The sequence below is a fragment of the Oscillibacter sp. CAG:155 genome (assembly GCA_000436875.1).
Classification (GTDB): Bacteria; Bacillota; Clostridia; order Oscillospirales; family Oscillospiraceae; genus Oscillibacter.
Map to the genome: position 1 here is coordinate 101,979 of FR890956.1, position 12,806 is coordinate 114,784.

The window sequence follows — 12,806 nt, forward strand, 5'->3', positions numbered from 1 at the left end:
AGACCGGACTCCGCCGTGCTCCCTCTTATTTTTCAGTTCCGTGCTGTTTTTCCTCCCGGATCTGGTCAATGAGCCGGTGGAAAAAGTCCTTGGCTTCCGCCTGAAAAGCTTCTGCCGTATCCGCGCCGTTATTCAGCTCACAGCTGCATTTGCTGCGGAAATACTCGTCCGGCTTCTGTGCGGAAACCCGCAGGCGGGCATACTGCTCGGAAATGCCGTCCCGGGCCATGATACGCCGGACCCGCAGTTCCAGCGGCGAGGTCACTGCCACCGTCCGGTCACACAACTGGTCCAAACCGCTGTCCAGCAGATTGATGGCGTCCACCGCCACCAGCAGTTCCACGCTGCTTTGCACCCGCCGCTGAATCTCCGGCACCAGATGCTGATAGACGATGCGATTGAGCTGAGTCAGCCGCTCCTTGTCACTGAACACCTCCTGCCCCAGCTTCTTACGGTCCAGGCCGCCCTGGGTGAAGGAATTGGGGAAGGTACTGCGGATGTCCTGGATCAGCGCATCATCCCGGGCCAGCATCTCGTGGTACACCGCGTCGCAGTCAATGACGGTGCCGCCCAGCTCCTCAATGGCACGCAGGGCACTGGTCTTTCCCGCGCCGGTTCCGCCGGTGATGCCCAGAATTACCTGCTGGCTGTCCGCCTCCACCACATGGAAACCGGCGGCCTTCTTCAGCCGGTTGCCCACGGCAAACCCGAGTCCCCGGTTATCGGGACACTGGGCGAAGATCTCCGTCACGGAGCTGCTGTCAAAGGTACGCAGGGCATCAAACACCCGCTGGGCCTGGGTCAGCTTGTCGCCGCTGGGGCCCAGGGTGTGGACCTCCTGCTTCGGGAAGAGATGGGCAAACTCGTCAAAGCAGATCACACCCGCGCCGGGGCTTACCCGCCGCAGGATTTCCTGGGCGGACTTTTCCGGAGAGCCGGTGATCACCGTCACCGGCGCCTTGGGCGCGTAATGGCGGTATTTCATACCGGGGGCCTTGGGCCGCTCGTCTCCCTGGAGAGGCGCTGTGACGGCCTTGTCCACCTCGATAGGGCCGATCAGCCGCTCCAGGTCCTCCAGAGGCAGTCCGCCGGGCCGCAGCAGCCGAGGCGGATCACAGGTCAGGTCCAGAATCGTGGACTCCACGCCCACTGTGCAGGGGCCGCCGTCTACCACGCCGTCAATTTTGCCATCCATGTCCTCCAGAACGTCCTGGGCGCTGGTGCAGCTGGGCCGTCCTGAAGTGTTGGCGCTGGGCGCCGCGATGGGAACCCCTGCCTCCCGGATGATGGCCAGTGTCACCGGATGGTTCGGGCAGCGCATGGCCACTGTATCCAGTCCGGCGGTGGTCTCATCAGGCACCACGCTCTTGCGCTTGAGGATCATGGTCAGCGGACCCGGCCAGAATTTCCGCGCCAGCACATAGGCCAGCGGCGGCACGTCGGCACAATACCGGGGCAGCCACTGGGGGCCGGTGACGTGGAGGATCAGGGGATTGTCGTTGGGACGGCCCTTGGCCTCAAAAATGCGGCGGACGGCATCTCCGTCCAGGCCATTGGCACCCAGGCCATAAACCGTCTCAGTCGGAATGGCTACCAGGCTTCCCTCCCGCAGCAGCTTGGCGGCGGCGGCAATCTTGTCGTCGATCTCCTTTTGCTGGCCCTTGGTATCCCGCAGGTCAAAATATAATGTCTGCATTTGTTTCGCCTCTATCTCTCTGCGCCGGAGCTTTCCGGCTTTATGATTTTCTGTTTTGGTGCTTCCGCAGGGCACTTATGGTGTCCCAGCAAACTGCCAGGGCCAGCGGTGCTTCACACCTCTCCGCCTCCCTGTCTGAGCTTCTCCGCCTGGTCGGCGGTGACCAGTGCGTCGATCAGCTCGTCCAGCCCTCCATTCAGAATGGAGTCGATCTTGTAGAGGGTTAATCCGATGCGATGATCGGTCACCCGGCCCTGGGGAAAATTGTACGTGCGGATTCGCTCACTGCGGTCACCGCTCCCCACCTGGCTGCGGCGGCTGGCCGCTTCGGCTTCCTCCCGCCGGGCAAGTTCCCGCTCATAAAGCCGGGACCGCAGGACCTTCATGGCCTTATCCTTATTTTTATACTGACTGCGCTCATCCTGACACTCCACCACCAGCCCCGTGGGCAGGTGGGTGATGCGGATGGCGGACTCCGTCTTGTTGACATGCTGCCCACCGGCGCCGGAAGAGCGGTACGTGTCGATCTGCAGATCCTTGGGGTCGATCTCCACATCCACCTCCTCCGCCTCCGGCAGCACCGCCACTGTGGCGGCACTGGTATGGATACGACCGCCGGATTCCGTCTCCGGCACCCGCTGCACCCGGTGAACACCGCTTTCAAATTTCAGCCGGGAGAAAGCACCCTCTCCCTCAATGAGTACACTGCACTCTTTCACGCCGCCCAGTTCTGTCTCACTGAGGTTCACAGTCTCGCACCGCCAGCCTTTAGATTGGGCGTACATGGTATACATCCGCAGCAGCGTACCGGCAAACAGAGCACTCTCCTCTCCACCCACACCGCTTCGGATCTCCAGAATCACATTCCGATGATCGTTGGGATCTCCCGGAAGCAGCAGCAGTGTCAGCTCCCGTTCCAGCCGTTCACATTCCGCCTTGGCGGCAGTGAATTCCTCCTGAGCCAGCTCCCGCAGATCCGGGTCGTGGAGCAGTTTCTCCGCGTCCTCCCGGGATGCCTTCGCCGTTTTCCAGGCGTGATAGGCTGCCACCACCGGCTCCAGTTCTTTCAGCTCCCGGGTCACATTCCGGAGGCGCACCGCATCTCCATAGACACCGGGGTCCGCCAGCTGGGCCTGAAGGTCCTCATAGCGCAGGGCGATCTCCTTTAGTTTTTCCAGCATTCCACCGCTCCTCTCCTGACATTTGGAATCGGCGGCGGAACCTAATGGGCGGCCAGAACCTCCCGCACCTGCCGCAAAAACTCCACCTTCCAGAAATCATATCCCACAGATCCCATCCGCAGCGACACAGCGGCCTGACGGCTGCAGGGAAGATACAGATCCATCTGGTCATAGACCTCTTCAAACTTCCCGTCACTGCTGCGGGTGACCACATAGGCAACATTTTTCAGTTCCTGTCCGTGTTCTTTCAAAAATGCCCGCATAATGGAGCTGCACCGCCCCGCCCATACCGGCGTTCCCAGAATCACCAGCCGGTATTGGTCCAGGGGGCGCTCCGTTTCAAAGGGCTCCAGCGGCTGGGTGGTCTTCCGCATGGCGTCCAGTCCGCAGCGCAGCCAGCCCCGCCAGCCGGTGCGGTCTGCGCCATCCCGCAGTTCCACCACTTCCGCGCCCAGTTCCCCGGCGATCTCCTCCATGGCCTTCTTTGTGTTCCCCGTCCGGGAGTAATAGATACACAATACGTCCTTCATTGGCTCCTCCGTATGGAATCCTCAGTCCAGCAGGAAGCTCTTCACCATGGCAAAGGCCTCCCGCAGATAGTAGTTGATCTGCAAATGAACCCAGGGCAGCTCCGCCGGAACACCCACGGCATGGCCGTAGCCGTTCCGAGCCGCCAGCAGCTTGGCCCGGGCAATATGGAAGTCGTTGGTGACCACCGCCACCGTGTCGGAAGGTGGGGGAACCCCCGCCTCCATCAGCAATTCCCGGGAAAAAGCAAAATTCTCTGCCGTGGTGGTGGCGGCCTCCTCCAAAATCAGCTGGTCACCATCCACGCCGTTTTCCGTCAGGTAGTTGTACATGCACTGTGCTTCGGTGATCTCCTCGCCATAGCCCTGTCCTCCGGTCAGCACCACCGGGACGTCCGGATCGGCCTTCAGATATACAAGGGCCGCGTCCAGCCGGGTCTTCAGGGACAGCGATGGCTGGTTTCCGTTCACGCCGGCCCCCAGAACGATCACTGCATCCGCCGGCTCTTGGGGCGGCTCCTTTCGGCCCTCATGGATCACGCACGTCTCAATGAGAACCAGAGGCACCAGCACCAGCGCCAGTGCCGCCCGGAAGGCAAGCTGGCACCACCAGCCGGCTCTTGACCGGCTGGGCCACCGCTGGAGGTACCCCTCCGCCAGCAGCACCGCCGCCAGAGCCATCAGCAAAAAACCGGAAAAACGCATGCCCAGAGGTCGAATCAAAATCAGCGCCAATCCCGGCAGTGCCGGAGCTGCCGCCAGCCAAAGGGCCGCCTGCCGGAACCCACGGCCCCGGTAAGACGACACCACAGGCACAGGGGCATGCTTAGCCCTCTGCCTCCTCACTGAGCTGCTCCCACCTTTCGTACAGAGCGTCCAGTTCCGCCTGGGCCGCCTCTTTCTCTTTCATCAGCTCATTCAGCTTTTCATAGTCGCAGGCAGCGGCCTCCATCTCCCGGTCCAAGCCGGCAATTCGCTCCTCTGCCTTGGCAATGTCCCGCTCGCAGATGGTCAGCTGCCGCCGGGCGGCCTGCTGAGCCCGATTGCCGGAGCGGGGCCGCTCTGTAACAGTCTTTTCCTTTACAGTCTTTTGAGGCTGAGGCTTTTCGGCCTCCTCCTGTGCCTTCACCTGCCGGTACTGGGCAAACCCCATGGGATAGTCGGTGATGGTGCCGTCCGCCAACTCCCAGATGCGGGTGGCAAAGCGGTTGATGAAGTAACGGTCATGGCTGACAAACAGCAGTGTCCCGTCATAGGCCTCCACCGCCTCCTCGATCCACTCCCGGGAATCGATGTCCAAATGGTTGGTGGGCTCGTCCAGGATAAGGAAGTTGATTTCGTCATCCATCAGCATGCAAAGCCGCAGCCGGCTCTGCTCACCGCCGGAGAGGACAGAGACGGGCTTGAGCACATCCTCGCCCCGGAAGTCATAGGCTGCCAGGCGGTTCCGGGCAGACTGGGCGGAGAGGCCCTTTTTTGCGGCCATCATGTTCTCCACCAGGTTCCAGTCCGGATGATCAAAGTGAACAATCTGGGGGAGGTACGCCTCCCGGACCTGGGGGCCGGTGCGAATCCGTCCGTCATCCGGGTAAAGCTCCCCTACGATCATTTTGATGAGGGTGGATTTTCCGGTGCCGTTGTCGCCGATGAGGGCGATGCGCTCGCCTCCCTCCACCTTCAGGTTGATACCGCTGAAAAGGTGCTTGTCCCCATAGGACTTGGAGATGTTCCGCAGCGCCAGCACCTCGTCCCCGTGGAACTCGGCGGTGTTGAATCGGGCGTCCATCTTCTTGGCCTTGGTTGGCTTTGCGGTGGTGCGCATCCGCTCGATCCGCTTTTCCATGGAGATGGCCCGGCGGTAGGTCTTATCCATGCCCTGGAAGGCCCACATCCGCAGCTGCTCCGCCGACTTTTCCAGTTGCTGGATCTTGGCCTGTTCCTTTTCGTACTGCTTCATCCGCTCCTGGTAGCGGCGTTCCTTCTCCACGGCATAAAAACTGTAATTTCCGCTGTAAAACTCTGCCTTGCCGTCCAGGACTTCAATGACCCGGGTGACGATGCAGTCCAGGAAATAGCGGTCGTGGGAAATGGTGACCACCGTCCCCTTGAAGGAACGGATATATTCTTCCAGCCACTCGGTGGCGTGGAGGTCCAGGTGGTTGGTAGGCTCGTCCAGGAGCAGAATATCCGTATCCTCTAAAATGAGGCGGCCCAGGTTGACCCGGGTCTTTTCGCCGCCGGAGAGGCTGTCGAAACGCTGCGCCCGCATTTCCTGGGAAATGGAGAGGCCTGCGGCGATCTTGTTGACGGCCACGTCGGTATCATACCCACCGAAAGCCTCAAACTTTTCACTCAGCGTCCCGTAGCGCCGCAAGACGGACGGATCGCTGTCTCCTTCCGCCATGCGGCTCTCCAGTGCCCGCATTTCCTCCGCCAGCGTCTGGAGGCGGGCAAACGCTGTACGCAGCACATCCTCTACCGTATACCCGGCGGGATAGACGGGGATCTGGGAGATCAGGCCCAGCCGCCGCCCGGTGGCGATGGTAACCTGGCCTTCGTCATAATCCAGCTCTCCGGTCAAAATCTTAAAGAGCGTGGTCTTGCCGGCACCGTTTTTACCCAGCAGTCCCACCCGCTCGCCCTGGTCAATCTGAAAGGACAGGCCGTCCAGTACATTGTGCCCTACCTCAAAGGATTTGACCAGTCCGTTTACCTGAATGTCAATCATAAGCCTTGCAAAGTTCCTCTACAATCCACCCGAAGTGCATGGCGTGGGATGCCTTGACCAGCATGGCCGTATTGGGCCCCAGCTGGCCGGTCAGTTCCCGAATCGCCTCCTCCTTGGTGGCAAAATGATAGGCCTCGCCGCCGCTTTCCACGGCGCCGTCGGCGATCATGGCGGCCTTTTCTCCGATGGCAGCCACAAAGTCGATGCCCAGCATCGCCGCCAGCGCCCCCATGTTGTAATGGGCCTGTGCGGTCAGGTCACCCAGCTCACCCATATCGCCCAGTACGGCCACTTTCCGGTCGCACTCGGTCTTGGCCAGGATCTCCAGTGCTGCACTGACGGACTGGGGATTGGCATTGTAGCAGTCATCCAGAATGCACCGGTCTTCCGGCAGATGGATGACCCGCATCCGGGAACCGGCAGGCTGATAGGCCTCCACGCCCCGGATGATTTCCGCGTGGTTGAGATGCAGAAGCTCCGCGATGGCCACCGCCATGGAAGCTGAGTAGACCATGTGCTCGCCGGGCGCGGGAATCCGCAGGACATAGGTGTCCCGGGCCGTGGTCACCGTGCAGGTGATGCCAGCCACGCCATGGTCCAGGATATCCGTCACCCGGACATTGCAGTGGGCCGACTGGCCGCATCGGATGGTGGTGAAGGGCAGCTCCAGTCCGTTCAGAAGGGGGTCATCTCCGTTTAGGATGGCCACGCCGTCCGGCTTGAGGTTCTGGAAAATCTCGCTCTTCGCCTTTAAAATGCCCTCCCGGCTGCCAAGGAACTCGATGTGGGCATCGCCGATGTTGGAGATGACGGCAATATCGGGCCGAACCATCTCTCCCAGGTAGGCGATCTCCCCGAAGTGGTTCATGCCGGTCTCGATGACCGCCGCCTCATGCTCCGGCCGCAGCTGTAAAAGCGTCAGGGGCGTGCCGATGTCGTTGTTGAAGTTCTCCGGGGTTTTCAAAACCCGGTATTTGGCCCCCAGCACTGCGGCGATCATTTCCTTGGTGGTTGTTTTGCCCACGCTGCCCGTAATCTGGATGAAGGGGATCTGGAACCGGTCCCGGTAATGGGCAGCCAGTGCCTTGAGTGCCAGGCGTGTGTCGTCCACCTTGATGTAAAACTTATCCGGCCGCAGATCCGCCGGCAGCTTGGCACACAGACATCCGGCGGCGCCGGCGGAGAGTGCCGCGTCAATAAAATTATGGCCGTCGAACCGCTCCCCTTTCCAAGGGATGAACAGACTGCCGGGCTGTACGCTGCGGCTGTCGGTACATACGGCACTGACCGGGGCCGCCCCCTCCCAGGGGTTCCACCACACGCCGCCGACGGCCTGAGCGATTTCCTTCACAGTCATAGGCTGCATATCAATACTCTCTCCTCTTTCTGTGATAGGACTGCCGCACGATCTCCTCGCACAGCTCTCCATAGCTGATGCCCACTGCGGCCGCCTCCTTGGGTACAAAGCTGGTGGGCGTCATACCGGGCAGGGAATTTGCCTCCAGCACCCACAGCTGCCCCTGAGCGTCCAGGATCATATCCGTCCGGGAGTAGACCTCCAGTCCAAGCGCCCGGTGGACCCGCAGGGCAAGCTCTCCGGCCCGCTCCATCTCCTCCGGCGTAATCTGGGCCGGGCAAGTCTCCACGGCACCGCCCTTTTGATACTTGGCCTCGTAGTCAAATTCCTTGCCGGCAGGCACGGTCTCCACAGCGGGCAGCCACCGATCACCCAGCACGGCCACCGTCAGCTCCCGGCCGAAGATCCGCTCCTCCGCCAGGACCTTGCCGCCGTAGCGGTGGACCTCCTCCAACGCCTTCCGGAGCTGGACCCGGTCCTCCGGCAGATATACACCCAGGGAAGAACCGCCGCCGGCGGTCTTGATGACGCAGGGCATGGGCAGCTCCGCCGCCAGGGCGTCCACATCTGCCGCGGCGTATTCCAGCCGCCGCCACTTGGGCGTGGGAATCCCCGCCGCGTCCATCATCTGTTTGGAAGCGATTTTGTCCATGGCGATGGCAGAGCCCAAGTGACCGGACCCAGTATAGGGCACGCCCAGCAGATCCAGCGTGGCCTGGATGCGGCCATCTTCGCCATCCTGACCATGGAGACCCAAAAACACCAGATCCGCCGCCGTGCACAGTTCCAGCACATGGGGGCCCAGCCGGCTGGGGCTCTGGTCCTTACGGCTCTTTTTCACCGCCTCCAGGTCCGGCGCCTGGACGGTGATGGCCGCCTCGGGACACAGGCCGTCCGGCGCATCAAAGAGGGTGTCCAGATCCGCCGGGACCTCTTCCAGTCCCAGGAACATATCCACCAGAATCGCCCGGTACCCGTTCGCCCGCAGCGCCCGGCACACACCACTTCCTGTCACCAGGGAGACCGTCCGCTCCGTGGACAAGCCTCCCGCCAAAACAACGATCTTCATTTGGAAAACTCCTATCCCTTCCATGACCTGTGGTCATACGGATTCTATTTTATCCTATTATAGTCTGTTATAGTTTAGCACAGCCACCCGCCGAATACAACCTGCAAAACAAAACCAGCCCTCCGAAAAAGCAAGGCCGCTTTTTCAAAGGGCTGGTAAAATTGACACAAGGGCAGTCTTTCAGGAAAGCCAGCCAAAGAGGCCGCCGTCGTCCTTTTCCTGATCCAGCACCGTCCGGGCTGCGGAGAGCATTCGGGCCGCGTCGGCGCGGGTGATGGTGGTGTCCAGGCTGTCGCTGCCGAAGCTGCCGACGGCCAGGACGTTGACCGCCTCCAGATTGCCTACTGCCTGGGCAGCCCAGGAGGGCACGGTCTCCCGTCCGGCATACCAGACGGCCAGGTCCACGTCCTCCACGTCCAGCAGCCGGTTGAGCACTGTGGCCGCCTCATTGAAGGTGATGGGAGAATTCCCCCGGAAGGCCACACCCTCTGCAGTGGAGGTACCCTGGACAATGCCCTCCGCCACACCGGCGGCGGCATAGGCCTTGACCCAGGTGGGGATGGCCGCATCGTCACAGAATCCCGTCATGGTGACGGCAGTGACGTCCCGGCCGGCGGTCTCCAGCGCCATGGCCACAAACTCGCTGCGGGAGACCGTACGCTCCGGTTCAAAGTAGTACTGGTCCCCAATTCGGGCGCCCACGAAGATCCCCTGCTCTGCCAGATCCTGAGCGGCGGCTGCGGCGGCGCTGCCGGCGGTATCGCTGTACGTGACGCCGGACTTGGTCTTTTCAATTGTCACGGAAACCGTGGCGGGCTGGGACACGTGCCCGGCGCTGTCCGTGACCGCATAGGTGAAACGGTCGGCGCCGGTGGCATTTTCCTCCGGCGTGTAGGTGAAGTTGGCACCGTCGATCTCCACGGTGCCCTTTCGGGGCTCATCCACCACGGCAAAGGTCAGATCATCTCCCTCGGCGTCGCTGCCCAGCAGCTGTGCCTCATAGGGGATGCCCCGGTAGGTGGAAATGGACAGTTCCCCGGCCACCGGAGCCCCCTCCTCCGGTTGCGTATCCGCCTCTTTGGTGCCGAAGAGCGCCAGTGCATTGACGCTCAGCAGCAGCACTGCGCCCAGTGCCAGAACAGAGAAACGTTTGATAGATCGGTTTTTCAAGTACATCGGACCTCCTCACTGGATTTGTTCGGTCCTAGTGTCTTCCTCAGCCCCGAAAAGTATGCAAAAAAGCCGGAGACTGGGGTCTCCGGCTTTTTGAATTGGACGGATTATCCGATGGTCCTTCCCGGCAGGGGGCGCCCCGGGCGGCGCATGGTGGGCGATCGCTTTTTGATGCCCGACACCATACCCATGGCCATAAACAGCGTCACCACGGAGGACCCGCCGTAGCTGAAAAACGGCAGCGTGATGCCGATGACCGGCATGATGAACAGGCACATGCCGATGTTGATGATGGTCTGGAAGATCAGCATGGCTGCCATGCCCACACAGATATAACTATGGAAGGGCGTCTGCGCATTTTTTGCAACCAGCAGCACCCGGAAAATGATGGCCGCCAGCAGCACAATCACCACCAGGCATCCCACAAGTCCCAACTCCTCCCCGATGACGGAGAAGATGAAGTCCGTGTGCCGCTCCGGCAAGGACCCCTCCCCCGCCTGGGTCTGGGTCCCCTGCAGATAGCCCTGACCGAACCATACGCCGCCGCCGATGGTCAGAAGGCTCCGGGTCTGCTGCCAGCCGGCGCCCTGGACATCGTAGCTGTGGTCAAAAAGAACCAGGAAGCGGTTTTTCATGTAGGAGGGGATCAAATCCAGCATCCAGGCCGCCGCCACGCCGCCGCCGCATCCGACAAAGAGCAGTGCAAACCACCGGAGGGCAAAGCCCGCCGCGAAAGCCATGCACAAAAAGATGAAAAAGAAGGTCAGCGCGTTGCCCATATCCCCGGAGATCACCACATACCAACCCATCAATGCAAGTGTGTGGCCCGCAGCCATGGCCGCGGAGCGGAACGAGCGCAGATCCCGTTTCTCCTCCCTCTGCCAGGCCAGCTGCTTTGCCAGCAGCAGTGTGAAGGTAATCTTCACCACTTCCGCCGGGCCGATGTTGAAGGGAATTCCCGGGATCTGAAGCCACGCCTGGTTGCCGGTGGTATCTCCGCCGATGCCCAGCGGCGTCAGCAGCAGTCCGATAAAAACGATGTTGAAGCCAACCATCCACTTCCATTTTTTCATGACGATCTCGATGTCCACCATAGACAAAAAGATGTACATGCAGATGCCCAGAAACAGCGCCACGCTCTGGACAATGACAGGGCGGTTGGAGTTCGAGTAACGGGTGGCACTGTAGATCATCACGATGCCATAGACCGTGGCGGTACAGCAAAGCCCCAGCAGTACCAGATCGGCCTGTTGGAAAAAATCCGCCAGAATGGCTTTAAGTCGGTTCAGCATGGGGTGTTTCTCCGTTTCCCAAAGGGTTGATTAAAGTCAACGTATTATACCACAAACCGATGGAGGTGTAAACGGCGCAATTTTGTTTTTACAAACCGTTCAAACTATGATATATTAAATTGATTTGAAACGGAGAAAGGACGGCGGAACACTTGGAATACCTCTCTCACAGCGAGGCGGAGACGGAGGCCCTGGGCGCCCGGCTGGCCGGTGTGCTGACGGCCGGTGCGGTGGTTGCCTACCAGGGCGGCCTGGGCATGGGCAAGACCGCCTTTACCCGGGGACTCGCCCGGGGACTGGGCTGCACCGACCGGGTCACCAGCCCCACTTTTACCATTGTCAACGAGTATCTGGGAGGCCGTCTGCCTCTGTTCCACTTTGACATGTACCGCCTCCCTGACTCGGATGCCCTGTTTGACATCGGCTGGGAGGACTATCTGGACCGGGGCGGTGTGTGTGCCGTGGAGTGGAGCGAGCAGGTGGCAGACGCCCTGCCGAAGGATACTGTCACCGTCTCCCTGGCCCGCCACCCGGACGAGGAAACCTGGCGGATCATTACGATCAAAGGAGTGGAGCTGCCATGAAAATTCTGGCGCTGGAGACCTCCGCCCGGGCGGTATCTGCCGCCGTGGTGGAGGATGGGCGGCTGCTGGCCTGCGGCTATCAGGACACGGGCCTCACCCACAGCCGCACCCTGATGCCCATTGTGGAGGGCATTTTGAAAAATACGGAGCTGACCATGGCGGATATGGACGCCGTGGCGGTGGCAGCAGGACCGGGGTCCTTCACTGGCATCCGCATCGGCGTGGCTGCTGCCAAGGGACTGGCCTTTGCAGCGGACAAGCCCGCCGTGGGCGTTTCCACGCTGGAGGCCATGGCCCGGAACGTGGCCCACGTGCCGGGACTGGTGATCTGCGCCATGGATGCCCGCCGCCAGCAGATCTACAACGCCCTCTTTGAGGCAGATGCAGACGGACAGCTGACCCGGCTGACGCCGGACCGGGCCATCGGGCTTTCGGAGCTTGCCGACGAGCTGCGGCAGGATACCCGCCCCAAGCTGTTGGTGGGCGATGGTGCCCGGCTGTGCCGGGACTATCTGGAAGAGGCGGGGATCTCCTGCCGTCTGGCACCGCCCCATCTTCTTTTGCAAAATGCCGCCTCCGTGGGCTTTGCCGCGGAGCAGGCCGCCCGGGAGGGCCATCTGGGTTCCGCCCAGGATCTGCAGCCGGTGTATCTCAGGCCGGTCCAGGCAAAAAAGCTGGCGGAACGGCAGAACTAAGCAGAGAATCCAGCGATCTCATCACTTCAAAATACAGATAAAGGAGCTTTCTTATGAGCGGTAAAGTGCACATCATGGACCACCCTCTGGTCGCCCACAAACTGACCATCCTGCGGGACAAAAACACCAGCGTCAAGGACTTCCGGGAGCTGGTCTCCGAAATCGGAATGCTCATCACCTATGAGGCCACCCGGGACCTTCCCCTGACCACCAAGGAAGTGGAAACCCCCATCTGCAAGACTGTGGCTCCCACGCTCAAGGGCAAGAAATTCGCCGTGGTCCCCATCCTCCGGGCCGGCCTGGGCCTGGTAGACGGTGTGCTGCGGATGGTGCCCTCTGCCCGCGTCGGCCACATCGGCATGTTCCGGGATGAGGAAACGCTGGAGCCCCACGTGTATTTCTGCAAAATGCCCAAGGACATCTCTGAGCGGGACATTATGATCGTGGACCCCATGCTGGCCACCGGCGGCGGCGCGGGAGACGCCCATGCCGGGCAGAAAAACC

The 12,806-nt window shown here is 61.2% G+C and carries 12 protein-coding genes; 3 read left to right on the top strand and 9 right to left on the bottom strand.

Going from position 1 to position 12,806, the window contains the following annotated elements:
• Positions 1–25 precede the first annotated feature (25 nt).
• The 9 genes from QZL67_RS11195 to QZL67_RS11235 form a co-directional block, all read right to left on the bottom strand.
• Positions 26–1,696, bottom strand: a complete 1,671-nt coding sequence (locus QZL67_RS11195; protein ID WP_022290806.1) for an L-threonylcarbamoyladenylate synthase — start codon at positions 1,694–1,696, stop codon at positions 26–28.
• Between the two features lie 113 nt (positions 1,697–1,809).
• Complete coding sequence (prfA, locus tag QZL67_RS11200) at positions 1,810–2,877, bottom strand: peptide chain release factor 1 (RefSeq protein WP_022290807.1); 1,068 nt, start codon at positions 2,875–2,877, stop codon at positions 1,810–1,812.
• A gap of 41 nt (positions 2,878–2,918) precedes the next feature.
• Positions 2,919–3,407 (bottom strand): flavodoxin family protein, encoded by a 489-nt coding sequence (locus QZL67_RS11205; RefSeq protein WP_022290808.1) that lies wholly within the window; start codon positions 3,405–3,407, stop codon positions 2,919–2,921.
• Positions 3,408–3,428: 21 nt separating this feature from the next.
• Positions 3,429–4,220, bottom strand: a complete 792-nt coding sequence (locus tag QZL67_RS11210) for a YdcF family protein (RefSeq protein ID WP_292920337.1) — start codon at positions 4,218–4,220, stop codon at positions 3,429–3,431.
• Positions 4,221–4,230: 10 nt separating this feature from the next.
• On the bottom strand, positions 4,231–6,132 hold the full coding sequence (gene abc-f, locus QZL67_RS11215) for a ribosomal protection-like ABC-F family protein (RefSeq protein WP_022290810.1): 1,902 nt from the start codon (positions 6,130–6,132) through the stop codon (positions 4,231–4,233).
• Positions 6,125–7,498: a UDP-N-acetylmuramoyl-tripeptide--D-alanyl-D-alanine ligase gene (murF, locus tag QZL67_RS11220; protein WP_022290811.1), complete on the bottom strand. Its 1,374-nt coding sequence runs from the start codon at positions 7,496–7,498 to the stop codon at positions 6,125–6,127. Before murF ends, abc-f begins: the two co-directional genes overlap by 8 nt.
• A gap of 1 nt (position 7,499) precedes the next feature.
• Positions 7,500–8,558 (bottom strand): D-alanine--D-alanine ligase, encoded by a 1,059-nt coding sequence (locus QZL67_RS11225; protein WP_022290812.1) that lies wholly within the window; start codon positions 8,556–8,558, stop codon positions 7,500–7,502.
• A gap of 180 nt (positions 8,559–8,738) precedes the next feature.
• Complete coding sequence (locus tag QZL67_RS11230) at positions 8,739–9,728, bottom strand: Ig-like domain-containing protein (protein ID WP_292920339.1); 990 nt, start codon at positions 9,726–9,728, stop codon at positions 8,739–8,741.
• Positions 9,729–9,838: 110 nt separating this feature from the next.
• Positions 9,839–11,023, bottom strand: a complete 1,185-nt coding sequence (locus tag QZL67_RS11235) for an FtsW/RodA/SpoVE family cell cycle protein (protein ID WP_022290814.1) — start codon at positions 11,021–11,023, stop codon at positions 9,839–9,841.
• Between the two features lie 152 nt (positions 11,024–11,175).
• Between QZL67_RS11235 and tsaE the strand changes: the two genes are divergently transcribed.
• The 3 genes from tsaE to upp form a co-directional block, all read left to right on the top strand.
• On the top strand, positions 11,176–11,607 hold the full coding sequence (gene tsaE, locus QZL67_RS11240) for a tRNA (adenosine(37)-N6)-threonylcarbamoyltransferase complex ATPase subunit type 1 TsaE (RefSeq protein WP_022290815.1): 432 nt from the start codon (positions 11,176–11,178) through the stop codon (positions 11,605–11,607).
• A complete protein-coding gene (gene tsaB / locus QZL67_RS11245; protein ID WP_022290816.1) occupies positions 11,604–12,302 on the top strand; it encodes a tRNA (adenosine(37)-N6)-threonylcarbamoyltransferase complex dimerization subunit type 1 TsaB in 699 nt (232 codons plus the stop codon). The genes tsaE and tsaB overlap by 4 nt, the downstream gene beginning before the upstream one ends.
• 53 nt (positions 12,303–12,355) lie before the next feature.
• Positions 12,356–12,806: uracil phosphoribosyltransferase (gene upp / locus QZL67_RS11250; protein ID WP_292920341.1), on the top strand; the 451-nt coding region annotated here is incomplete at its 3' end.

Excerpts from the sequence above, each read along its gene's own strand:
- QZL67_RS11235 (WP_022290814.1), bottom strand. The coding sequence starts at position 11,023 with ATGCTGAACCGACTTAAAGCCATTCTGGCGGATTTTTTCCAACAGGCC.
- abc-f (WP_022290810.1), bottom strand. The coding sequence starts at position 6,132 with ATGATTGACATTCAGGTAAACGGACTGGTCAAATCCTTTGAGGTAGGG.
- tsaB (WP_022290816.1), top strand. The coding sequence starts at position 11,604 with ATGAAAATTCTGGCGCTGGAGACCTCCGCCCGGGCGGTATCTGCCGCC.
- QZL67_RS11225 (WP_022290812.1), bottom strand. The coding sequence starts at position 8,558 with ATGAAGATCGTTGTTTTGGCGGGAGGCTTGTCCACGGAGCGGACGGTC.
- QZL67_RS11195 (WP_022290806.1), bottom strand. The coding sequence starts at position 1,696 with ATGCAGACATTATATTTTGACCTGCGGGATACCAAGGGCCAGCAAAAG.
- murF (WP_022290811.1), bottom strand. The coding sequence starts at position 7,498 with ATGCAGCCTATGACTGTGAAGGAAATCGCTCAGGCCGTCGGCGGCGTG.
- QZL67_RS11205 (WP_022290808.1), bottom strand. The coding sequence starts at position 3,407 with ATGAAGGACGTATTGTGTATCTATTACTCCCGGACGGGGAACACAAAG.
- prfA (WP_022290807.1), bottom strand. The coding sequence starts at position 2,877 with ATGCTGGAAAAACTAAAGGAGATCGCCCTGCGCTATGAGGACCTTCAG.